The organism is Curtobacterium sp. RIT-PI-V (assembly GCF_025642935.1).
Lineage (GTDB): Bacteria > Actinomycetota > Actinomycetes > Actinomycetales > Microbacteriaceae > Curtobacterium.
Genome location: NZ_JANZKM010000013.1, coordinates 1 through 22,292, shown reverse-complemented (window position 1 = coordinate 22,292; position 22,292 = coordinate 1). Strand labels below are relative to the sequence as shown.

At 68.0% G+C, this 22,292-nt stretch carries 18 protein-coding genes; 12 read left to right on the top strand and 6 right to left on the bottom strand.

The genetic code is table 11. The features are described from left to right. The first annotated feature begins 19 nt into the window (after positions 1–19). Genes OGL88_RS09655 through OGL88_RS09640 form a run of 4 tightly spaced genes read left to right on the top strand, consistent with a single transcriptional unit; the run spans position 20 to position 3,323 of the window. On the top strand, positions 20–1,297 hold the full coding sequence (locus tag OGL88_RS09655) for an O-antigen ligase family protein (protein WP_263091221.1): 1,278 nt from the start codon (positions 20–22) through the stop codon (positions 1,295–1,297). After that, positions 1,269–1,934 carry a glycosyltransferase gene (locus OGL88_RS09650; RefSeq protein ID WP_263055305.1) on the top strand — a complete coding sequence of 222 codons (666 nt, stop codon included), beginning with the start codon at positions 1,269–1,271 and terminating at the stop codon, positions 1,932–1,934. Before OGL88_RS09655 ends, OGL88_RS09650 begins: the two co-directional genes overlap by 29 nt. Then, positions 1,934–2,455 carry a serine O-acetyltransferase gene (locus OGL88_RS09645; RefSeq protein WP_263055306.1) on the top strand — a complete coding sequence of 174 codons (522 nt, stop codon included), beginning with the start codon at positions 1,934–1,936 and terminating at the stop codon, positions 2,453–2,455. Before OGL88_RS09650 ends, OGL88_RS09645 begins: the two co-directional genes overlap by 1 nt. A gap of 13 nt (positions 2,456–2,468) precedes the next feature. After that, on the top strand, positions 2,469–3,323 hold the full coding sequence (locus tag OGL88_RS09640; RefSeq protein WP_263055307.1) for a glycosyltransferase family 2 protein: 855 nt from the start codon (positions 2,469–2,471) through the stop codon (positions 3,321–3,323). Here the strand turns inward: OGL88_RS09640 and OGL88_RS09635 are convergent. From OGL88_RS09635 to OGL88_RS09625, 3 genes are all read right to left on the bottom strand, one after another. Continuing rightward, a complete protein-coding gene (locus OGL88_RS09635; RefSeq protein WP_263055308.1) occupies positions 3,300–4,562 on the bottom strand; it encodes an oligosaccharide flippase family protein in 1,263 nt (420 codons plus the stop codon). The two genes, OGL88_RS09640 and OGL88_RS09635, sit on opposite strands and share 24 nt — an antisense overlap. Before the next feature lie 56 nt (positions 4,563–4,618). Next, entirely contained in the window at positions 4,619–5,455 is an 837-nt protein-coding gene (locus tag OGL88_RS09630) for an alpha-1,2-fucosyltransferase (RefSeq protein ID WP_263055309.1), read from the bottom strand. A gap of 70 nt (positions 5,456–5,525) precedes the next feature. Next, positions 5,526–6,077 carry an acetyltransferase gene (locus OGL88_RS09625; RefSeq protein ID WP_308202615.1) on the bottom strand — a complete coding sequence of 184 codons (552 nt, stop codon included), beginning with the start codon at positions 6,075–6,077 and terminating at the stop codon, positions 5,526–5,528. On the opposite strand from OGL88_RS09625, the gene OGL88_RS09620 reads away from it, so the two are divergent. The 5 genes from OGL88_RS09620 (at position 6,067) to OGL88_RS09600 (ending at position 12,273) form a co-directional block, all read left to right on the top strand. Continuing rightward, complete coding sequence (locus OGL88_RS09620; RefSeq protein WP_308202614.1) at positions 6,067–7,488, top strand: glycosyltransferase family 4 protein; 1,422 nt, start codon at positions 6,067–6,069, stop codon at positions 7,486–7,488. The two genes, OGL88_RS09625 and OGL88_RS09620, sit on opposite strands and share 11 nt — an antisense overlap. After that, on the top strand, positions 7,485–8,513 hold the full coding sequence (gene gmd, locus OGL88_RS09615) for a GDP-mannose 4,6-dehydratase (RefSeq protein WP_134195695.1): 1,029 nt from the start codon (positions 7,485–7,487) through the stop codon (positions 8,511–8,513). The genes OGL88_RS09620 and gmd overlap by 4 nt, the downstream gene beginning before the upstream one ends. Continuing rightward, positions 8,513–9,484: a GDP-L-fucose synthase family protein gene (locus tag OGL88_RS09610; protein ID WP_263055312.1), complete on the top strand. Its 972-nt coding sequence runs from the start codon at positions 8,513–8,515 to the stop codon at positions 9,482–9,484. The genes gmd and OGL88_RS09610 overlap by 1 nt, the downstream gene beginning before the upstream one ends. 35 nt (positions 9,485–9,519) lie before the next feature. After that, a complete protein-coding gene (locus OGL88_RS09605; protein ID WP_263055313.1) occupies positions 9,520–11,340 on the top strand; it encodes a DUF4012 domain-containing protein in 1,821 nt (606 codons plus the stop codon). Positions 11,341–11,715: 375 nt separating this feature from the next. Beyond that, positions 11,716–12,273 carry a hypothetical protein gene (locus tag OGL88_RS09600; protein ID WP_263055314.1) on the top strand — a complete coding sequence of 186 codons (558 nt, stop codon included), beginning with the start codon at positions 11,716–11,718 and terminating at the stop codon, positions 12,271–12,273. Positions 12,274–12,337: 64 nt separating this feature from the next. On the opposite strand, the gene OGL88_RS09595 is transcribed toward OGL88_RS09600, so the two are convergent. Continuing rightward, the gene (locus tag OGL88_RS09595) at positions 12,338–12,808 is read right to left on the bottom strand and encodes a VanZ family protein (protein WP_263091220.1); all 471 of its coding nucleotides are present in this window, start codon (positions 12,806–12,808) and stop codon (positions 12,338–12,340) included. 260 nt (positions 12,809–13,068) lie between these two features. Here OGL88_RS09595 and OGL88_RS09590 point away from each other — a divergent pair, with 260 nt between their 5' ends. From OGL88_RS09590 to OGL88_RS09580, 3 genes are all read left to right on the top strand, one after another. Further along, on the top strand, positions 13,069–13,398 hold the full coding sequence (locus OGL88_RS09590) for a hypothetical protein (protein ID WP_263055316.1): 330 nt from the start codon (positions 13,069–13,071) through the stop codon (positions 13,396–13,398). 111 nt (positions 13,399–13,509) lie between these two features. Continuing rightward, on the top strand, positions 13,510–13,839 hold the full coding sequence (locus tag OGL88_RS09585) for a hypothetical protein (RefSeq protein WP_263055317.1): 330 nt from the start codon (positions 13,510–13,512) through the stop codon (positions 13,837–13,839). 244 nt (positions 13,840–14,083) lie between these two features. After that, positions 14,084–19,672 carry an Ig-like domain-containing protein gene (locus OGL88_RS09580; protein ID WP_263055318.1) on the top strand — a complete coding sequence of 1,863 codons (5,589 nt, stop codon included), beginning with the start codon at positions 14,084–14,086 and terminating at the stop codon, positions 19,670–19,672. A gap of 124 nt (positions 19,673–19,796) precedes the next feature. Here OGL88_RS09580 and OGL88_RS09575 read toward each other — a convergent pair whose 3' ends face one another. Further along, a complete protein-coding gene (locus OGL88_RS09575) occupies positions 19,797–21,257 on the bottom strand; it encodes an MFS transporter (RefSeq protein WP_263091219.1) in 1,461 nt (486 codons plus the stop codon). A gap of 116 nt (positions 21,258–21,373) precedes the next feature. Beyond that, positions 21,374–22,123, bottom strand: a complete 750-nt coding sequence (locus tag OGL88_RS09570) for an SOS response-associated peptidase (protein ID WP_131880696.1) — start codon at positions 22,121–22,123, stop codon at positions 21,374–21,376. Positions 22,124–22,292: the final 169 nt, after the last annotated feature.

Genomic DNA, 22,292 nt, shown 5'->3' with positions numbered 1-22,292 from the left:
CAACGGTTACCGAGCCTTCGTGAGTCTCCTGACCACCGCTTTCGTGCTCCTCGAGCACTTCCAGGTCGGCAAGGTCGGCGACTACCCGATCACGATGGGTCTGTTCCTCGGGATAGTGCTCGTCATCAGCGTCAGCACCACGTTGGCGATGAGCAACGTCGTCATCGCCCTGGGGATCGCAGTGGTCCCGAACGCGTTGGTGCAGATCGCTGCTCCTTCGACGCGTGAAGGTTCGTCGTCCTTCTTCCAGACCTTGGCTCTGTTCGTGTTCGCGGCCGTCGTCATCGGACAGTGCAGACGGGGCACCATCCGACCGGCAGCAGTCCCGGCCATGCTGCGCGGGGCATTCTTCGCTCTGGTCATCGTCGTCGCGCTCTGCGTGCTCCAGGTCGCGACGGGCGCACGAGGATCAGTCCAGTGGTTCAATCCATTCGGGGAACACCAGTACCTCTACGAGTACGACCCACACCTCGAGTTCAATCCGATCCCGCGCGCCGCCGGCTTCTACCTCGAGCCGTCGTACGCCGCGTTCGTCATCGGCTCCCTTGCCGTCGCGCTGCTGGCGCAGGGGTACCGGAAGGCCCCGGTCTGGGTGCTCGCCGGAGCAGGTCTCCTCGCTGTTCGCTCCGCAACCGGGTTGATCCTCTTCGGCGTGGTGGCCCTGATGGTCATCTTCGTCGGCAAGAGCCGCCTGAAGGTCGTTGCACTGATCGTCTTGGCGGTGCTGACGTCACTGGCGCTGCCGTACTTGTCGGGGAGGTTGGACTCGACCTTCACCACCGGTTCGAGTGCCTACTACCGATTGATCGGCCCGCTGCAGATCCTCGGTGACACGCTCGTGCACTTCCCGCTCGGGCATCCGTACGGCTCACTGCGGAACACCGTCGCGGACTACGGCATCCTCAACGGCGCGGCTGCGGGCGACTCCCTCGACAACGGCTTCTACGTGATCGTCTTCTACTTCGGTTGGCTCGGTCTCATCGCGTCCATCGCCTTGGCGTCGTGGGCGCTCGTCGGCTTGGCGCTTGGACTGCGAACCGGATCGGTCGCGCAGGCGGTGCTCCCGTTCTGGGCGGTCGGGAGTCTTCTCTTCTCAGGTGGCATCATGTTGCCGGAGTACGTGTTCACCCTTTGGTTGGTCTTCGCCACCCGGCACCAACGCCGATTCGTGATCCCAGGAGAGAGCGGTTCTGCACTTGCCCCCGAAGCTGTCGATCATCACCGTGACGTTCCAGGACGACGAAGGCCTGCGGCGGACGGTCGCTTCGTTGGAGACCCTGCTCCACGAATCGGGTGATAGTTGTGAGCTCGTCATCGTCGACGGCGGGATGTCACCCGGTACAGCTCGGCTCGTGTCGGATCTCGGACGATCGGTTCGGCTGATCTCCGAGCCCGACACCGGCATCTACGACGCGATGAACAAGGGCATGGTTGCGGCAAGCGGCGACCACCTCTGGTTCCTCAACGGCGGCGACGAGAGCCTCGTCCGATGGTCGCAACTGTCCGCGGTCCTCGACGCGCACGAGGCTGCGGTGATCCTCGGGGACTTCGTCCTAGCAGCGGCCACTCGGGACCGGACCCGCGCGTCTCGACCCGCTCGTTCGATGTGGCACGCCTTGCCGACTTCGCATCAAGCTATCTTCTACCCGCGAGCGGCGATCACGGGTCGCTACGACCAGAGCTTCCGGGTAGCCGCCGACTACGACTTCACGGCGAGGCTGTATGCCTCGGGAGTCCCATTCGTCGTCGAGCACATCGTGGTCGCTCGTTTCCACCTCGATGGGACGTCCACGCAGCACGGCAAACTGATCGGCGCCGAAGCACGTCGGGTCCAGCGCGAGACATTGTCCGTGCACCCCGCCGTGTCCGTCGTGAGCGGGCTCCGTCATCGCGCGGCACGCAGGTACCGGTCCATGCTCTCGAGAGGACACTGATGTCGTTCTACGACAGCGTCACCGCCAAGCAGGAGGAAGCCGCCCTGTTCGGCGGACACCCGTGGCTCCTGCAGCCCGGCTACTGGGCGCTTCGGGTGTACCGGTTCGGCAGATACACGCTGCAGGTCAGGGGCATCCGAGGGAAGTTCCTCCACGCGTTGTCCTTCGTGCTTTACAGCGTGGTTCGACTGGTGACCGGGATTGACATCCCCCGGACGGTCGAGATCGGTCCACGATTGATGATCCACCACTTCGGCGGGATCATCGTCCATCCGCAAGCGCGGATCGGGGCTGACTGTGTGCTGCGGCACGGAATCACTATCGGAGAACGCCGCGAGGGCGGCGGGGTACCGGTCATCGGGGACAGCGTGACCTTCGGCGCGTACACCCAGGTGTTCGGGCCGATCCGGGTCGGTTCCGGTGCGACGCTCGCTGCGATGGCGGTCGTTGTCGATGACGTGGAGCCTGGAGTGACAGTCATCGGCGCCCCCGCGAGGCCTGTGGGCATGCGAGATGCCTAGGGTGTCGGTGATCATGCCCGCATGGAATGCGGAGCGTACGATCACGACAGCGCTCCGGTCGACGCTCAGCGCGATGCCGAGCGACGCGGAGGTCCTGGTGTACGACGATGCGAGCACGGACGGAACCCGCCGCGTCGTCGAGCGTTTCGCCGAGCGCTCGCGACGTGTGTCGCTGATCGAAGGAACGACCAACGTCGGTGCGGGAGAGGCTCGCAATCGGCTGCTCGACCGATCCGACAGCGAGTTCGTCGCCGCGATGGATGCTGATGACGTGTGCCTGCCCAACCGGTTCCTCGGGTACCGCCGCCAGGTCTCGGACGCTGACATCGTGTTCGCCCCGATCGCACGATTCGGTCAGACGTGGCGGGTGCACTTCCCTCGACCTGCATCGTTGTCACCGGCGGCGATGCCACTGGCGCTCCTCGCCCTGAACCCGGTGCCGCAGTCGACGATGATTGCTCGACGGGATTCGCTGGACGGGGCCGCGACGTACCGGCCTGGCCATGCCGAGGACTACGAGCTCTGGATGCGACTGGCTGCATCCGGCGTTCGCATCTCGTTCTCCTCCGTGCCGACGGTTGCGTACCGCCATCACCCGGAGCAGGCAACCTCGCAACCGGGCTACGGCGGGCAGGTGCGTGACAACAGAGACCTCGCCGCGTCGTACGTCGCGCTTGCGGAGTCGGTGCTCGGCGTCGACGTGAGCGACACGAGCACCGACCAGCTGCGTGCGAGGCTCGAACGCCGCATCGACGACGTGACGAGTAGGCGAGACCGCCGTCACCTCCGGCGGCTGGTGCGTTCTCCGTGGAGTTTCCCGCTCAGGACCACCGGAGGAGCGAGCTCACAGGAATCGGACCGCCAATAGGGCTGCCAGGACTGCCCACTCCACGACGATCTGTGCAACGGCGTACCTGAGCGGTATCGGCAGGAGCGAACGATGGAGCGTGGCCAGAGCAAGACCCTGGACGAGCGCACCGACTGCCAAGCCGATCAACGCGCCAATGGTGCTGTAAAGCAGTCCGAGAACGATGGCGAGCAGTGGCACGAGCATGAGGACGGCCAGGTTGAGGAGCGAGTGCCGGAGTTCCGCTTTGATCTGGAGCTTCCACGACATGAAGGAACTCAAGGTAAGGGATGGCAGGAGCAGCGCCATCGAGGAGATCATGAGCGCGACATGCACCCAGCCAGGGCCGAAGAAGACCTTCTCCAGGATCGGTGCGCCCACCGACAACACGATGGCTGCGACGAAGGTGACGACGTGGAGTGCTTGCCAGACTCGTTTGTCGAACGTGCCGTTGTCTCCGGGGAGCGCGGCACGACGGGCCATGCGCTCGACGATCGCCCCTCCGAGGGACAGCTGGACCTGAGTGACCGGCGTGACGATCAACTGGTACGAGCGTGCGTACGCTGCTGCCGCTCCGACCGGGAGTATGAGCGGCAACGTGCCCGAATCGATCGCTCGGCTCGCGTACGAAGCAACGTTCAGCGGCAGCACCTTGAGGCCGTACCGGAACGGGTTCGGCGCAGGGGCGGCCATTTCGGACGGGGAGCTGCTTGCGCGTCCTCGGAGGGTCCGTTGGCGACCGCGAGCTGAGAGCGCGAGCGTCAACAGGAGACGGACCACGGAGGTGAGAGCGAGTTGGACGCAGAGCACGGTCACGGAGTGGATCTGTGCGGCGAGGAGGATCGCGGCCGCGAAGCCGGCGACTGTTGCGCCCACGTCGGTAAGAGCGACAGTCGGGTAGCGGCGATGCACCATGAGTTCGCCGCGAAGCGGCTGGATGAGCGATTGGGTGACGAGCCCCGCGACCAAGATCAGCACGTCGAAGACCCGGGGAGGCCCCGTCGGGAGGTTCAAGAACGAAAGGACGAACAATGCTGCGGTCAGCGCAACACCACCTGCGGTCGCGCTCACCGCCGAACTGGACCACGCCGCTCGTCGGAGCGGGCCGGAGACCCCGTGTACGAGCAGGAAACCCATGGCTGAGAAGTCCGTGGCCAGCGCGGCCATCGTGTAGACGAACACGAAGACGGCGAACTGCGCGTAGCTCGCGGGCCCGAGCTCGCGCGAGAGCACGGCGAAGGCCGCCAACGAGGCGACCAAGGAAAGCGCCTGGCTCGCCGGGAGCCACCCGAGCGACAGGGACGTGCCGAATCGTCTCATGCGTTCGGCACGGAGACCCATCCAGTGCGCCGCAGGTTCCCCGGGCGATCGAAGAACCACGTGCTCGGGGCCGCGACCGGAACGTGGGAGGCGAGCTCAGCGGCCCACCACGAGAAGGTGCTGTTCGGTATGACCAGGGCGCTGGCGCGCGACATTGCCACGAGCGTGTCGAGCGGCGATTCGATGTCTTCGGGTCCGATGATGTTGCTGCGAGGGACGTCGAACTCGCGTTCGACCGCGGCGGGGTCATCGGTGAAGATGATGCTCTCGTCGATTAATATCCCGAGCGCACGGCACGCGTCGTCGTAGTAGCGCCGGGAGAGCGTGCCGAAGGTGCGCTGCGCGGCAGGAGAAGTCGTGTAGTCGCCACGGCGGACGTGCAGAACGGGTCGGTTCGCTGACGCAGATCCCGCCGAGACAGCGTTCCGGTACGCAGCGAGGAGGGCAGTGGTTGCGTCCGTCGGCAGAGCGAGTGATGCCGCATCCTGGAAGAACCCGATGTTGAACGTTCCGGGGCGGAAGGCGGAGGGCAGCGTCTCGGGGTCGCTGAATACCGTCGTCAGCGATCGATCGCGGGTCTTCGCTCGGCGACGGCCCCTCCAGTCGTACGGCTGACCGAGCCGGAAGTCCTCTCTCGAGCTTGTCAGCGCTGAAGAGGGGAGCAAAGCACCGAGCTCGAACTGCCGGAGACGGTCGCGACCGAAACTGCTCCCTGAGACCAGGAGGGTTGCGGGATGTTCGGACAGGGTCAGGCCGGCGTTCAACTGGAAGAGCTGGTTGCCGAGGCCCCCCTGCGCCCACAGGACGGAAGCGTCCCTCAGTCGAGTCGCCAAGAGGTCATTCCTTCATCATCGCATCGGTCTGGTTCCGTTCGCACCGCATCCCAGCCAAAGTTGACAGGAGTCATCGATCTCCGAAGCGCACGCCTGTCACCCGCGCAGGGTTTCCTTCGAGGACGCTGTTCGCGGGACTCGTCCCGGAGACCAATGACATCGGCTTCACGAGGCACGACTCGCCGAGTCGCGTGCCACCGAGCACCATGCAGCGCGAAGTGATCCAGGTGCCGGCTCCGATCTCGATCGGGCGCGTGATCAACGCCATGTCGGTGCGGTGGGCATGGCTCCCGGTCGTGAGGAACGCCTCCTGCGAGATGACGACGTCGTTCTCGACCCGGATGTGGTCCTGATTGTGGAACCACACACCTTCGCCGATCCAGCAGTCGTCGCCGATGTGGAGCTTCCACGGGAAACGGACACGCATCCTCGGTCGCATGATGACGCGGACCCCGATCTCCGCGCCGAACAGCCGCAGGACCTTCGCTCGGAGCGAGGAGCTGATCTGCCAGGGATTGGTCACGAACAGCAGCTCGGCAACGGCCCACAGGTACACCGTCCCCTTGCCCCGGTTCCACGACGTCCGTTCACCCGGAGCTGACTTCAGCGGAATGACGGGCACTTTCGCGTCCGACATCATGGCCCCGCCTCTCTGCGCGCCCGAGTACGCGTTGCGCCGATGCTACCGGCTGGCGGGCGGCCCGGCGGCGCCGCAGGTGCGCCGACGCCGGATCGGAATCCCTTGCAACTGTTATGGTCGCCCCATGCGGCGCGGGGCAGTTCTCATGGTGGGCCTGAACTTCCCCCCTGAGCCCGCCGGGATCGCTCCTTACAGCGGAGGGCTCGCAAGCGGGTTGACGGCGTCCGGTGTCGACGTCAGCGTCATCACGACCTTTCCGCACTACCCGGCCTGGAGCTTCGGAGACGCACGTCCACCGTCATCTGCAGTGACGACCGAAACTGGCTGTGCGGTGCACAGACTCCGCCATCGGCTCCCGGCCCGGCCCGGTGGTGTGAGCAGACTGCTGTCCGAGGTGAGCTTCGGGTTACACGCCGTTTCCCGCCGCTGGGCGCGGCACGACGTCCTCGTTCTCGTGTCTCCCGCTCTGTTCAGTTCGGCAATCGCACTAGTGCGTGCCCGCTTGTTCTCGCGAGGAACCCCCGTCGTGACTTGGGTCCAGGACATCTACTCGCTCGGCCTCCGCGAGACAGGATCGGGTACCGGGCCGGCTGAGCGCTTCGTCGCGGCGATCGAGCGCTGGGTCCTCAAACGGTCATCGACAGTCGTGGTCATCCACGACCGGTTCATGGAGACAGTCGTCGAAGAGTTCGGTGTGCCGGCGTCGCGAGTGACCGTCATGCGGAACTGGACCCACGTCGAGCCGCCCGAGTTCGTCGACCGAGTCGGGGCTCGTGCGTCGCTCGGCTGGGCACCGGACGAGACGATCGTCCTGCACGCGGGGAACATGGGTGTGAAGCAGGGCCTGGGCAACGTCGTCGAAGCAGCTCGCTCCGTTCAGGACAGAGGTCTTCCCATCCGTTTCGTCCTCCTCGGTGACGGAAACCAACGAGAGTCCTTGCAGCAGCAGGCGGCTGGGATCGACAGCCTGCAATTCCTTGCGCCGCTCCCTGACGACGAATTCGCCGCTGCACTCAACTCTGCAGACATTCTCCTGGTCAATGAGGCACCCGGCATCTCCGGCATGGCTGTCCCCAGCAAGCTGACCACCTACTTCGCGACCGGCGTTCCGGTGCTCGCCGCGTCGGACGAGGGGAGCGTCACTCGAGCCGAGGTGCTCGCTGCGAACGCAGGGATCGTTGTCGATGCGGGCAGGCCGACTCGGCTCGTGGACGGCGTGCTCTCGCTCATCCGAGACCCGACTGCGCGGGAGCGGTACGGAAGGGACGCTCGGAATTACCGAGCGGCTCACCTCACTGCGGCTGCTGCGATCGATCGATTCAAAAGTATTCTTCATGTGCTCCTCCCAGACCGGTTCGAATCCGGTTCTGCCGACAAGACAGGGACCAATTGACGAAGCGCGCGCTCATCACGGGCATCACCGGACAGGACGGCTCGTACTTGGCCGAGCTGCTGCTCCGCAAGGGGTACGAGGTGCATGGCCTGATCCGTCGCGCCTCGACGTTCAACACCTCGCGGATCGACCACCTCTACGTCGACCCGCACGAGTCGGGCGCGAAACTGTTCCTGCACTACGGGGACCTCGGCGACGGTGCACGACTCGTCAGCCTCCTCAGCGAACTGAAGCCGGACGAGGTCTACAACCTCGCGGCGCAATCACACGTACGGGTGTCGTTCGACGAGCCGGAACACACCGGTGACGTGACGGGTGTGGGCACGATGCGCATGCTCGAAGCGGTCCGGGTCTCCGGCATCCACACGCGCTTCTACCAGGCGTCCTCCTCCGAGATGTTCGGGGCGACCCCGCCGCCGCAGAACGAGGAGACGCCGTTCTGGCCGCGTTCTCCGTACGGTGCAGCGAAGGTCTACAGCTACTGGGTGACCCGGAACTACCGCGAGGCGTACGGCATGTTCGCGGTGAACGGCATCCTGTTCAACCACGAGTCGCCGCGACGTGGTGAGACGTTCGTCACCCGGAAGATCACCCGTGCAGTCGCGCGGATCAAGGCCGGCCTCGAGGACCACGTGTACCTCGGCAACCTCGACTCCGTCCGCGACTGGGGGTACGCCGCCGAGTACGTCGAGGGCATGTGGCGGATGCTGCAGGTCGACGAGCCGGACGACTTCGTCCTGGCGACCGGCGGTGACTTCACGGTCAAGGACTTCCTGACGACCGCGTTCTCCCACGCAGGCCTGAACTGGGAGGACCACGTGCGCTTCGACGAGCGGTACCTGCGACCGAGCGAGGTGGATGCGCTGGTCGGTGACGCGTCGAAGGCCAAGGAGAAGCTCGGCTGGGAGGCGACGGTCGACACCGCCGAACTGGCGAGGATCATGGTGGACGCGGACATCGCCGCCCTCGAGCACGAGGGCAGCCCGTGGATCGACACCGTCCGACTCGAGAGCTGGGGATCCTGATGAACACGACCGACTTCACTCCCGGTCCGATCAACCGGGCGGACCGCGTCTACGTCGCGGGACACCGCGGTTTGGTGGGCTCGGCGGTCTGGCGCAAGCTCGAGTCGGAGGGCTTCACCGACATGGTCGGGCGGAGCTCCTCCGAGCTGGACCTGAAGGACCGCGGCGCCGTGTTCGCCTTCTTCGCCGAGCAGCAGCCGAAGCACGTCGTGCTGGCGGCAGCCAAGGTCGGCGGGATCATGGCGAACAACACTTACCCGCACGACTTCCTGAGCGAGAACCTGCAGATCCAGGTCAACGTGATGGACGCGGCTGTGGAGCACGGCGTCGAGCGGCTCGTCTTCCTCGGGTCGTCGTGCATCTACCCGAAGATGGCCGAACAGCCGATCCACGAGGACGCGCTCCTCACCGGGCACCTCGAGCCCACCAACGACGCGTACGCGATCGCCAAGATCGCTGGCATCCTGCAGGTGCAGGCCGTCCGGCGGCAATTCGGGCACCCGTGGATCTCGGCCATGCCGACGAACCTCTACGGCCCGGGCGACAACTTCTCGCCCACCGGTTCGCACGTCCTGCCGGCCCTCATCCGCCGGTACGACGAAGCGGCACGAACGGGTGCGGCGCGCGTGGAGAACTGGGGGACGGGCTCGCCCCGTCGGGAGTTCCTGCACGTCGACGACATGGCGGCGGCGGTCTTCCACCTGATGGAGCACTACGACGGTCCGGACCAGGTCAACGTCGGGACCGGGTCCGACGTCACCATCAAGGAGATCGCCGAGACGATCGGCAGCATCGTCGGCTTCACCGGTGAGACGGTCTGGGACACCACCAAGCCGGACGGCACGCCGCAGAAGCTGCTCGACGTATCCAAGCTCGCGGATGCCGGCTGGACCGCGCAGATCGGCCTCGAGGACGGTCTGCGGAGCACCATCGACTGGTACCGCGAACACGTGGACACCGTGCGTCAGTGATGTGGGCTGGACACGGGGAACCGTAGGATCGCGTCATGTCCGACCTGCCCGAGTCGCGACGCACTGCAGCACACCGGGGATCCAGGGCCCGGATCGTCTTGTGGATCGTCCTCGCCCTCGTCCTGCTGCTCATCCTCGCCGTCGCCTGGGTGGGAGTGCGTGGTGCGCTCGCGAAGGGGCACCTCGAACGAGCGGTCGGTGACGTCGACACACTGCGCTCACAACTCACCGGTGGCGACACCGCCGCCGCGCAGAAGACCGCGAAGCACCTGGAGCGTGAAGCGGGGGCAGCTCGTTCGTTGACGGGTGATCCGATCTGGGGGGCCTCGCAGAACGTCCCGTTCTTCGGGGCCAACCTGCGTGCAGTCCGACAGGTCTCCGTCGTCGTGGACGATGTTGCCCGGAACGCGGTGACCCCGGTCGCCGACGTCATCGGCGGTCTCGGAACCGACTCGTTCGCGCCGAAGAACGGCAAGGTCGACCTGCAGCCGATCGTGGACGCGCAGCCGGCTGTCGCGAAGGCGACGACGACCCTGGCGCGGGCGGACCGCGATGCGGACGCGATCGACACGAGTGACACGTTGTCCCCGGTGACGACCGCGGTTGCCGAGCTGCGGAACGCGTTGTCGTCCGCCTCTGCGCAGGTGACCACCGCGAACCGGGTCGTGCAGCTCGCGCCGGCGATGCTGGGCAACGACGGTGAACGGAACTACCTGCTGTTGTTCCAGAACAACGCCGAGTTGCGCGCGGGTGGCGGGATCCCGGGAGCCGTGGCGCTCCTCCAGACGGACGACGGCGCCATCCACCTGCAGAACCAGACGTCCGGTGGCTCGTTCGGTCCGTACGCGCAGCCGATCCTGCCGCTGACCCCGGACACGACCGGGCTGTACGGCAGCATCACCGGGAAGTACATGCAGGACGTCACCCTGACGCCGCGTTTCGACGTCTCGGCGAAGCTCGCTCGGGCCATGTGGAAGCAGAAGTTCGGCGAACAGGTCGACGGCGTGCTGGCGATGGACCCGGTGACGCTGAGCTACATCCTCAAGGCCACCGGCCCGGTGAAACTGCCGACCGGAGACACCTTGACGTCGGACAACGCGGTCAAGCTCCTCCTGAGCGACGTGTACGCGAGGTACCCGGATCCGGTCGTGCAGGACGCCTTCTTCGCCTCCGCCGCCAGCGCGGTGTTCGACAAGGTCGCGAGTGGTGACTTCGACCCCCAGCAGTTCGTCTCCGCCCTGAGCCAGAGCACCGGCGAGGACCGACTGCGCCTGTGGAGCGCGGACCGGGCCGAGCAGCGCCGCATCAGCGGTACCGCTGTGGCCGGCGAACTCCCGACCGAGTCGGCGTCGTCACGAGAGTTCGCGGTGTACCTGAACGACGGCACCGGCTCGAAGATGGACTACTACCTCGAGAAGACCGTGTCCGTCGGCAGCTCAGTGTGCCGGAAAGACGGTCGTCCCACGTCGATCGTCGAGGTCACCATCAAGAACACTGCACCCGCCGACGCCGCGACGAGCTTGCCCGAGTACGTCACGGGTGGCGGCGACTTCGGGGTGGAGCCGGGCAGGATCAAGACCCTGATCGCGACCTACGCGCCCGAGGGCGCGATCTTCCTCGGCGCAACCAAGGACGGCAAGACGACCGCTGTGCAAACGGCGACGGATGGCGGACACCCCGTGGCGCAGTTGCAGACGCTGCTCGCACCGGGCCAGAGCCTGACCTACCGCGTTGCCTTCCTCGGCGAGAGCAAGTACGCGAAAGCCCCCGTGCAGGCGAGCTCCACCCCGGGTGTCCGCCAGTCCGAGGCCAAGCCGATCGCGTTCGAGTGCGACCAGCCTCTCGCCGCCGGGTGAGCCCGCCGTCCCGTTAACGCGGATCGGGCGCCCCCACTCCGGGGGTGATCGACCGCGGCTGTCCGAGGTCACAGGCTGGTGATGCGGTGGTCAGGCTTCGTGGGGATGGGGCTGGATGTCCGCCTGACCTGGGATTTCCTCGTCGGATTCAGCCCGATGGCATCATGACGGCGACTCGGTCGTGCGCTCGTCCGGAATGAACACATGACGACCAATGACCGAAATCCACGCCATCTGGTACCGAGCTGTGAAACTCCGGTAGATTGAGACAACTTCGCCATCACAACCGCCAGTTTCTTGGCCGGGGACAACCACGGGCGGATCAGCGGGCTCTGGGTGTCAGGGTCTGGATTTTCAGATCTTTAGGGGAACCACATGAAGAAGCTCATCGCTGCGGTGGTGCTGGCTGGGGCCGCACTGCTCGCCACGCCGACCGTCGCCAATGCCGCCGGTTACACGCCTGACTCCGACGTCTCCGTCTCCGGCACCGCTGTTGCCGGCGGTACCGCCTCCGTGAACTTCACCGAGGGTGCGTTCCAGGACAACGAGACCGTCAACGTTCAGGTCACCGGTGCCGGTGCGGTCACGCTCGGCGCGCTGCCGACCACGACCGTCTCGAAGACCTACACCGCTGCCTCCGACGGTTCACTCGCCGTCAAGGTCACCTTCCCGAAGGGCGCTTCGGGTACCTACAACCTGACCGCCACCGGCGCGACCTCGGGTGTCGTCGGCTTCGCCGCCTTCACCGTCGCCCCGGCTGACGCTGCTGCTGTCCCCGCTGCGGGTGCTGGCTCCGGCACCGACGGCACCCTCGCCTTCACCGGTTCGACCGTGTCCGCCCTGGCCCTCTGGGTCGCCGGTGGCGCAGTCGTCCTCGGTGGTGGACTGCTGCTGGTCCGCGGCTCGGTCCGTCGCCAGCGCGAGTCCGTCTGAGTCTCGAGCGACTGAACGAAGCCCCCGGAGCGCATCGCTCCGGGGGCTTCGTCGTGTCCACGCGTCAGCGACGCCGACGGTGTGCTGCCCACTCGAGCGCCAGGACGCCCACGACGGCTCCGAGGACCGCTCCCAGCCCGTTCGCCAGCACGTCGGCCACTGATCCGGTGCGAGCGGGCAGGAAGAGCGCCTGCACGGTCTCGATGCCGACGCTGACGACCACACCTGCAGCCGCGCCAGCCCACCACCACCGAGCGCCCGCGAGCAGGACCACGAGCAGGCCCAACGGGACGAAGAAGACCACGTTCGACAGCGACTCGATCGTGCCGTAGCCGAACCAGTCGGGGGCCCCGTGCCGATGGGCGGTCGCGATCACCTGGTCGAGCGTCGGACCGGCCGCCGCGTCGACTGGTGAACCCCAGAACCCGACGAGCGCCACCGCGACGCCGTAGGCGGCGGCGAGCCACGTCGCGACCCGACGGCTGCGGCCGGTGGCCGGGGCGCGCCCTGGAACGCGGGGACTGTCGGAGGTCACCCGACCGACGGTAGTGAGTCGGGCCTCCCGGATGGGCGTCTCCGTCATTCCGTGACGCATCTCGGAGGTCCGGAAAACGAGTACCCCGATCTGAAGCCTGTACCCCGGAAAGACGTCACACCGCCCCGGAAACCCGGGGGACGCCGATGGGCCGCATTGACAGAACCCGTGAATCAACAGGCATCGCTGGCGGTTCGGGTCGTGGTTCTCGTAGCGTTCTGGTGTCAGTAGATGTACCCCGGATCGTGAAGGAGAGCGACATGAGCATCACCGTCAGCAACGCGACGCAGGCCGAGGTCACCCTCGACACCGACACGGTCGACACCATCGCGATCCTCGAAGCCGACGCGGCGACCTCGACCCGTCCGACCCGCGCGAAGGTCACCTGGGTGCAGGAAGACCAGGGCGAGTGGATCGCTGGCTACGGCGGGTACTTCGGCGGCAGCGTCGACAAGCGCGACGGCCGTTTCGTCGCCTCGGACACCTTCGGCCTCGTCGTCGGCGAGTTCGCATCGCTCGAAGAAGCGCAGACCAAGCTCGAAGACCAGCTCCACGTCATGCTCCCGTCGGTCATCCGACCGGTCGAGTAGGCGCCACCGCACCACGGGCACCGTCGGTGCCCGTCCCACCACGCACCATCGGCGTCCGCGACGCCCGCAGCACCAGCACCAGCACGCAGCACAGCCCGAAGGAGCACCACCATGAGCATGACCGCCGATCACCACCAGCAGACCGAAGTGACGCTGGACACCCGGACGATCGAGGTCATCGCCGAGATCGAGGCGCAGGTCGTCGCCGACACCGCGCCGGCTCGCGTCCGCATCAGCTGGGCGCAGCCCGACACGGGGCTCTGGGTAGCCAACTACGGCGGGTACTACGGCGGCACCGTCGACCGGCAGGGCACGCACTTCTTCGTCGCCGACACGTTCGGCGAGTATGTGGGGGACTTCCGCTCCCTCGACGAAGCGAAGGGGCGTCTGACCGAGCGGCTGCACGTGCTGCTGCCCGACGTGATCCGCGCGACCGCCTGATCCGGACCGCGCTCGAACCCCCGAAACCCCGCCGGATCCCGGTGGGGTTTCGTTGTGCCCCGAGCGGGTGACGCAGGCCCGCAGCGCGCCTGCCCCCACAACGAGTGGTCCCCCCTATTGGGGACCCGTCCCGTCCCCATTTCGGTATCGAGACCTGCCAGTATCGACCCGGCGCCACCGCCCGTCCTCCCTGAACCGACGGCCGTGGATCAGGCGCCCGCATCGTCTCGACCCGAAAGTGATCATGCTGCCTGCTTCCCAGGGCACCGCTGTGCCTCGACGCCGCTTCGGCGTCCGAACCGTCGCCGTGTTCGGCGCCGCGCTGCTCGTCGGCGCCGGTCTCTCGACGACCACGGCGGTCATCGCCGCCGAGCCCGCCTCGGCCGTCACCGCGATCTCGAACGGTGCACTGGTGTGCGACCAGAACACGCTCTACGCCATCGACGGCACGGGCAAGGTCGTCGCGGTGGACATCACCACGGGTGACTCCAAGGGCACGACGGCCGACGTCACCAACCTCGGCACCGGGGCCAACAACGGCCTGGGCATCTCGCGTGAGGGCCTGTCGATGTTCGCCGCGTCGAACAACGTCAGCGCCACGCTGCGGCAGTACGACCCGAAGACCAACGTCGCGTCGGATCCGATCGCCACGGACAAGACACGGACCGTGATCCGCGGTGCGGTCAACCCGAAGGACGGCATCTACTACTACGGCGACAACACCGGGTGGCTCGGTGCCTACGACCCGGCGACCAAGACGTACCTCGGTCAGGTCGGACAGATCAACGGTCTGAAGGCCGGCAACGGTGACTTCGCGTTCAGCTCGCGCGGCCTGTTCTTCGTCGTGGCGGCCGACACGGTCTACCGCGTCAACACCGACGAGGTCCCGAGTACCTCGGGCAGCACGGTCATGACCACGTCCGCGATCGCGACCCTGCCGGCGGGCACCAGCAGCCCGGGCATCGCGTTCTCGTCCGACGGCTACCTGTACGTGTCGAACACCGTGACCGCGAACAGCGTCTCCACGACCACGATCTACCAGCTCGACCCCACCTCGGGTGCGCAGGTCCGCAGCTTCCCGATCGTCGGCAACTACGCCGCCAGCGACCTGGCCAGCTGCAACTACGCCGACACCGTCACCGGTGAGTCGAGCGTCGACAAGCGCTGGAACACAGGCGACCAGTTCGGCCTCGCCATCACCGGCGGCGGCATCGACCCCACGAAGCCCGGCACCTCGGCGACGACGACCGGCAAGGACACCGGCACCCAGTCGCAGCGCGCCGGCGCGGTCCTGAGCACGCCGAACAAGGACTACACGGTCACGCAGACCGCCTCGGGCACCACCGACCTGGCGAACTACAGCACGTCGTGGGTGGCACGGAACCAGACGACCGGCGCGCTGGTCGCCGAGGGCACCGGGAACACCGGCACCTTCACGTTCCCCGCAGCCACGACCGCCGACGGCACCGACGTCATGGTGACCTTCACCAACACGCTCAAGGCCGTCCACGTCACCACGACCTCGGACACCGGCAACACGCCGAACGGCACCACGCTGACCGTGCCGGCGAAGGGCGTCCTGGCGAACGACAGCGGCACCGGCCTGTCCGTCGTGTCGAACACCACGCCCGCCCACGGCACCGCGACCGTGAACCCCGACGGCTCGTACACGTACACCCCGGCCGACGGCTTCTCGGGCACGGACACCTTCCAGTACACGGCGAAGGACTCCTCCGGCCAGACGTCGACCAGCACCGTGACGATCACCGTCGCCCCGGCGGGCACCGACGACGCGTTCAGCGTGCACGCCGGCCAGACCGCCACCGCGGACGCGAAGACGGGTCTGCTCGCGAACGACCACGGCACCGGCCTGACGGTCACGGGCAACACGAAGCCCGCCCACGGTGCCCTGACCGTCGGCAAGGACGGTTCGTACTCGTACACCCCGACCGCCGGGTACTCCGGTCCGGACTCGTTCACCTACACGGCGAAGGACGGCGACGGCGCGGAGATCTCCGGCACCGTCACCATCACGGTGCTGCCGACCGCGGTCGCGGACACCGTCACCGCGACGGCAGGCTCGCCGATCAGCGGAAGCGGAAGCGGAACCGGAACCGGCACCGGCACCGGCACCCCCGGCACTGCTCCCGGCCTGCTCGCCAACGACCTCGGCTCGGACCTGACAGTGACGGGCAGCACCAAGCCGTCGCACGGTGACGTCGTCGTCGCGAAGGACGGCAGCTACACCTACACCCCGGCCACCGGGTACTCCGGCGCCGACTCCTTCACGTACACCGTCACCGACGGCAACGGGAAGAGCGACACCGTCACCGTGACCGTGAACGTCGCCCCGCTGGCGAAGGACGACACCATCCGCGTCGCCGCCGGCAACACCTACACCGCCGACACCCGCGCCACCGGCGTCCTGGGCAACGACCTCGGCACCGGCCTGACCGTCTCGACGAACACGAAGCCCGCGCACGGCGAGCTCACCCTCGACAAGGCGACCGGTGCGATCACCTACAGGCCGGCCGACGGGTTCTCGGGCACGGACTCGTTCCGGTACACCGCGACGGACACCGCCGGTGCGCCGACGACCGCCACGGTGACCATCACGGTCAACCCGACGATCGCGAACGACTCCACGACGACGAGCGCCGGCACCCCGGTGAACGTCGACGTGCAGCACAACGACCGCGGCTCGGACCTGGTCACCACGATCGTCACCGGTCCGGCGAACGGCACCGCAGTGGTCGCCGAGGACGGCACCGTCGACTACACGCCGACGGGTGACTTCTCCGGCACCGACTCGTTCACCTACACCGTGACCGACGGCGACAAGGTCACCACCAGCCCGGCGACGGTCACCGTCACCGTCAAGCCGGTCGCGAACGGCGACACCGTGTCGACGAAGTCCGGCGAGACGCTGACCATCGCGCCGACGACGCTCACCGGCAACGACAAGGGAACGAAGCTGACCGTCACCGACGCGGCCGCCGTGCCGGACGCCGACGGCACGACCCACGGCGACGTCACGATCGACCCGACCACCGGCACGATCACGTACACGCCGAAGCCCGGATTCTCGGGCACCGACACCGTCACCTACACGGTGCGGGACGACTCCGGCCAGACCACGACCGGCACGATCACCGTCGTCGTCGGCCCGATGGCCACCCCGGACACCGCGACCGCCACCGCCGGCACCACGCTGACCGTGGGCGGGGACGGCGACGACCGCACGGGCGTCCTCGCGAACGACGAGGGCACGAAGCTCACCGCCACGGTCGACCTCGAACCGGCGAACGGCGACGTCGAGCTGGCGGAGGACGGGTCGTACACGTACACCCCGAAGGACGGCTTCTCGGGCACGGACACCTTCACCTACACGGCGAAGGACCCCTCCGGCGGGACGGCCACGGGTGTGGTGACCATCACGGTCGAGCCCGGCACCGAGCCGGACGAGATCACGGTCACGGCAGGCGGCAGCAAGACGGTCACCTCCGCCGACCTGACCGGCAACGACCACGGCACCGGCCTGTCGGTGCTCGACATCCCCGTCGGCAAGAGCGGCACGAACGGCACCGCGGTCCGGAACGACGACGGCACGGTCACCTACACGCCGAAGCCCGGCTTCTCGGGCACCGACGAGTTCACGTACACGGTCACCGACCGCAACGGCCTCACGAACACCGGCACCGTCTCCGTCCGGGTCACCCCCGTCACGGCGGGTGGCTCCACGACCACCGACGCCGACGGTTCCATCACCGTGCCGGCCGACAAGGGCGTGCTCGACGGCGCCACCGGCACCGACCTGCACGTCACGGACAACACCGACCCGTCGCACGGTGACGTCGTCGTCGAGAAGGACGGCGGCTACACCTACACGCCGAAGCCCGGCTACTCCGGCCCGGACTCGTTCGACTACACCGTCACCGACGGCGCCGGCGGCACCACGACCGGCACCGTGACGATCGTCGTCGCACCGAAGGCCGTCGCCGACACCGCGACCACCTCCGCCTCGACCCCGGTCGACGTCGTGGTCACGGGCAACGACTCCGGCACGGAGCTCACCGTCACCGCGGTCACCAAGCCCGGTCACGGCGAGGCCGCGATCACCGGACGCGGCACCGGCACCGGCACCGGCACCGGCACCGGCACCGGCACCACCGTCACGTACACGCCAGCCGACGGCTTCTCCGGCACGGACACGTTCGCCTACACGGTGACCGACCCGACCGGCGGCACCGCAACGGCGACCGTCACGGTGACGGTCGAGCCCGTCGCCGTCGCGGACGCCGTGCACACCACCGCGGGCACCGCGCTGGCCATCGCCGGCACGACGCTGACCGCCAACGACCACGGCACGACGCTCACGGTCACCGGCCACGGCGACGCCGCGCACGGCACCGTGACCAAGGGCACCGAGCCCGGCTCGCTCGTCTACCTGCCGAAGAAGGGCTTCTCCGGCACGGACACGTTCACGTACACCGTCACGGACGGCTCCGGTCAGACCACCACGGCGACCGTCACCGTCCTGGTCGGCACCATGGCGACGCCCGACACCGGCCGCACCGCCACCAACGGCACCGTGACCGCGACCGTCGGAACGGGCGTCCTGTCCGACGACGAGGGCACCGACCTGTGGGCGAAGACCGACCGGAAGCCGGCGCACGGCACCGTGGTGCTGGCGAAGGACGGCTCGTACGTCTACACGCCGGAGCACGACTGGTCGGGCATCGACACCTTCACCTACACGGCGGTCGACCGCGACGGCAACACCGCGACCGGCCTCGTGACGATCACCGTCACCCCGACGGCGACGAACGACAAGGCGGCCACGAAGGCCGGCAAGCCGGTCACCGTCGCAGGCCCCGGCGTCCTCGGCAACGACCACGGCAGCGACCTGAGGGTCGTGACCTCCGGTACGGCGGAGCACGGCACGGTCTCGATCGCCGCGGACGGCACGTTCGTCTACACCCCGGCAAAGGGCTTCTCCGGCACCGACACCGTGACCTACCGGGCGCAGGACGCCTCGGGCCAGCAGGTCGACGCCACCGTCACCGTCACCGTCGGCATCGACGCGACGAAGGACGCCGGCCACACCGTCGCCGGCACCCCGATCGCCCGTGACGCCGCCCACGGTCTGCTCGCCAACGACCAGGGCACCCGCCTCACCGCAGCCCTGGACCGGCGGCCGGCCCACGGCACGGTGAGGGTCCAGCCCACCGGCGCGTACGTCTACACCGCGGCCGCCGGCTTCACCGGCACGGACACCTTCACCTACACGGTGATCGACGCCTCGGGGCTGACCACCACCGCCACCGCCACGATGACGGTCGTCGCCGCCGCGGTCGCGAAGGACGACTCCGCCACCGGGACCGTCGGGCACCTGGTCACGATCGACCCGCTCGACAACGACTCCGCCTCGGGCGGTGCCACCTTCGAGGCGGGCACCCTGCACCTGATCGACCCGGAGACGGGCGAGCAGTCCGACCGCGTCGTCGTCAGCCACGAGGGCACCTGGACCGTCCGCGACGGCAAGGTCGTGTTCACCCCGGCGGAGGGCCACACCGGCACCACCTTCATCGGGTACGTGGTGACGGACAGCAACGGTCAGACGGTGACGGCGACCATCACGGTCACCTACCCGACCGGCATCGCGGCAGCGGTCCACACCGCGGAGCTCGCCTTCACCGGCGCGACCGGCCTGGTCGGCCTCGGCCTCGCGGCGATCGCCCTGCTCCTGGCCGGCGTGCTGCTCGTGACACGTCGCCGCATCGCGGCGGGCATCGCAGCCACCCCGGGGATCCGACGCAGCGCGCGTTCGTGACCACTGCGGTCGACCGGGAGGCCCGGATCACGTCAGCCGACAGGCGCACGTGATCCGGGCCTCCCGTCGTCGTGCCGTGGTCGCGTCCGACGCACGCCGCCAGCGGGCGGGTGGGGAGCCGGAGTCAGTGCACCGGCACCGCTGCCTCCGTGCCGGACCCCTGGGGCAGCAAGTCGGACTTCGAGCCGCGGATGAACACGGCGGCGATGACCGACGCGAGCACCATGCCGATGGCCGCTGCGAGGAACGCCACGGAGTACCCGTCCGCGAACGCGTCCAGCTCCGAGCCGCCTCCGTCGTAGCGAGCGACTGCAGCGGCGTAGAGCGCGGTGAACACGGACAGACCGATCGACCCGCCGATCTGCAGCGCGGAGTTCAACGTGGCCGAGGCCGCACCGGCGTCGTGCGGCGCGACGCCCGTGAGTGCGAGGTTCTGCAGTGGCACGAAGACGAACGCGAGGCCGAGACCCAACACGATCAGCGCCGGCAGCACCTGGACCACGTAGGAACCGTCCGCCGTGAGGCGGCTGAGGTACCCGAGCCCGACGGCGGCGATCAACGGTCCGCCGATCATCATCGGCCGCGGGCCGACGGAGGACAGCAGCTTCGTGGCGATCGGAGCCACGACCATGATGGTGAGCGTCATCGGCAGCGTGGCCAGGCCGGCGGGCAACGGGTCCATCCCGAGCACGATCTGCAGGTGGAACGCCACGTAGAGCATGGCTCCGATCAGGACGCTGCCGACGATCATCTGGACGAGGAAGGCTCCGCCCCGGACCGCGTCGGTGACGACGCGCAACGGCAGCAGAGGCTGGGCGACACGGCTCTCGACGAACACGAACAGCACGAGCAGTCCCGCGCCCAGGGCGAGGAAGCCGATCGTCCGGATCTCGCCCCAGCCCTGCTCGGCGAGGCTGAACCCGTACACCAGCGATCCGAGGCCGAGCGTGACGGTGGCGGCACCGAGCAGGTCGTAGCGGTTGTCGCCCTCGGCCTTGGACTCCTGCACCAGCAGCATGCCGCCGATGAGTCCCACGACCACGAAGAAGACGTTCACGAGCAGGCACCACCGCCAGTCCGCGAACTCGGTCAGGACACCGCCGAGCACGAGGCCCACGGCTGCGCCCGCGCCCGCGACCGTCCCGAAGACGGCGAACGCAGTGTTCCGCTCACGGCCGCTCGGGAAGGTCACGGTCAGCAGCGCGAGCGCGGCCGGCGCCAGCAGCGCAGCGAACACGCCTTGGAGACCACGAGCGATGATCAGCTCGGTGCCGTTCTGGGCGATGCCGCCGATGACGGAGGCGACGCCGAACCCGAGCATGCCGACGAGGAACGTGCGCTTCCGCCCCCAGTAGTCAGCGACTCGACCACCGAGCAGCAGGAGGGCACCGAACGCGAGGGCGTAGGCGGTCACGACCCACTGGCGTTCACCGTCGCTGAGGCCGAGTTCCTGTTGCGCCTGGGGCAGGGCGATGTTGACGATGGTGCCGTCGAGCACCACGACGAGTTGGGTCAGCGCGAGGACGACGAGCGCCCACCAGCGCCTGGACGGGGCGGTCGTGTCGGATGCGGTCCGTGAGGGCATGGTCATGGAAATGGTCTCCGGGCTTCGATGGGGAACGCCGGAGGTTTCCAGCCTCGGATCGACCGCGCGCTCGCGACGGGTCAACCGCACCGATCAGATTCGGTCAGAGGGCCAGTCTAGGCGACGGGCTCGATGAGCTGCGGGCCGTCGTTCTTCACGCTGTTCACGGTGCGCGCGACCTCGTACTGCTCCAGGCCGGCCGCGACCGTCAGCGACTCGTGGTCGAGCAGCGCGAGCAGGTCGTCGGTGCCGAGGCCCCCGGCGCCACCGGTGCCGCCGCCGAGCCAGTCGTCGTAGCCGTCGGGCGTCAGGAACGCCGGCATGCGGTCGTGCACCTCGCCCGGGGCCACGTGGGCGTCCCGCGTGATGATCGCCAGCGAGAGCCGCCACTTGTCCGGGTCGCCGTCGGGCTTGGTCGGGTCCGGCCAGGCGCTCACGACCCCGGCCATGGCCAAGGCACCGCCGGGCTCGTGCACGAAGTGGGGCTCTTTGCCGTCCTCGCGCACCACCCACTCGTAGTAGCCCTGCGCCGGCACGATGCAGCGGTTCGTCGCGAAGGCCCGCTTGAACATGCCGCTCGTCGCGACCGTCTCGATGCGCGCGTTGATCGGCTTCGGGCGCTGCTTCTGGAAGTCCTTCGCCCAGCTCGGCACGAAGCCCCAGCTGATCTGCGGCAACTCGCGTTCGCCGTGCCGCTGGCGCACCGCGGACACGGGGTCGGTCGGGGCGACGTTCCAGCTCGGCACCAGGCCCGTCCCCACGACGCCGGTGTCCTGGTCGACGTGCTCGGTCCGGCCGGCGAGCTCACCGAGGAGCTCGGGCAACAGATCGGCCGTGGTGTCGGAGACGACGAACCTTCCACACATGCGCCCAGTGTGCTCCGTGCCCCCGACAGTCGCGCGGGCGGTGCTGTTGCGTCGTGTCGGCCTGTTCCGCTTCGTGAGCAGGAATGGTCGGGTCCTGTCACACCACCCGACCATTTCTGCTCACGAAGTCGGGCCAGCGGGGACCTCAGTCGCCCGGCAGCGAGAGCTT

Coding starts and splice junctions, on each gene's coding strand:
- OGL88_RS09575 (WP_263091219.1), bottom strand. CDS start 21,257: ATGCCCTCACGGACCGCATCCGACACGACCGCCCCGTCCAGGCGCTGG.
- OGL88_RS09590 (WP_263055316.1), top strand. CDS start 13,069: ATGAGCATCACCGTCAGCAACGCGACGCAGGCCGAGGTCACCCTCGAC.
- OGL88_RS09600 (WP_263055314.1), top strand. CDS start 11,716: ATGAAGAAGCTCATCGCTGCGGTGGTGCTGGCTGGGGCCGCACTGCTC.
- OGL88_RS09645 (WP_263055306.1), top strand. CDS start 1,934: ATGTCGTTCTACGACAGCGTCACCGCCAAGCAGGAGGAAGCCGCCCTG.
- OGL88_RS09620 (WP_308202614.1), top strand. CDS start 6,067: ATGACGGGCACTTTCGCGTCCGACATCATGGCCCCGCCTCTCTGCGCG.
- OGL88_RS09605 (WP_263055313.1), top strand. CDS start 9,520: ATGTCCGACCTGCCCGAGTCGCGACGCACTGCAGCACACCGGGGATCC.
- OGL88_RS09570 (WP_131880696.1), bottom strand. CDS start 22,123: ATGTGTGGAAGGTTCGTCGTCTCCGACACCACGGCCGATCTGTTGCCC.
- OGL88_RS09585 (WP_263055317.1), top strand. CDS start 13,510: ATGAGCATGACCGCCGATCACCACCAGCAGACCGAAGTGACGCTGGAC.
- OGL88_RS09640 (WP_263055307.1), top strand. CDS start 2,469: ATGCCCGCATGGAATGCGGAGCGTACGATCACGACAGCGCTCCGGTCG.
- OGL88_RS09580 (WP_263055318.1), top strand. CDS start 14,084: ATGCTGCCTGCTTCCCAGGGCACCGCTGTGCCTCGACGCCGCTTCGGC.
- OGL88_RS09610 (WP_263055312.1), top strand. CDS start 8,513: ATGAACACGACCGACTTCACTCCCGGTCCGATCAACCGGGCGGACCGC.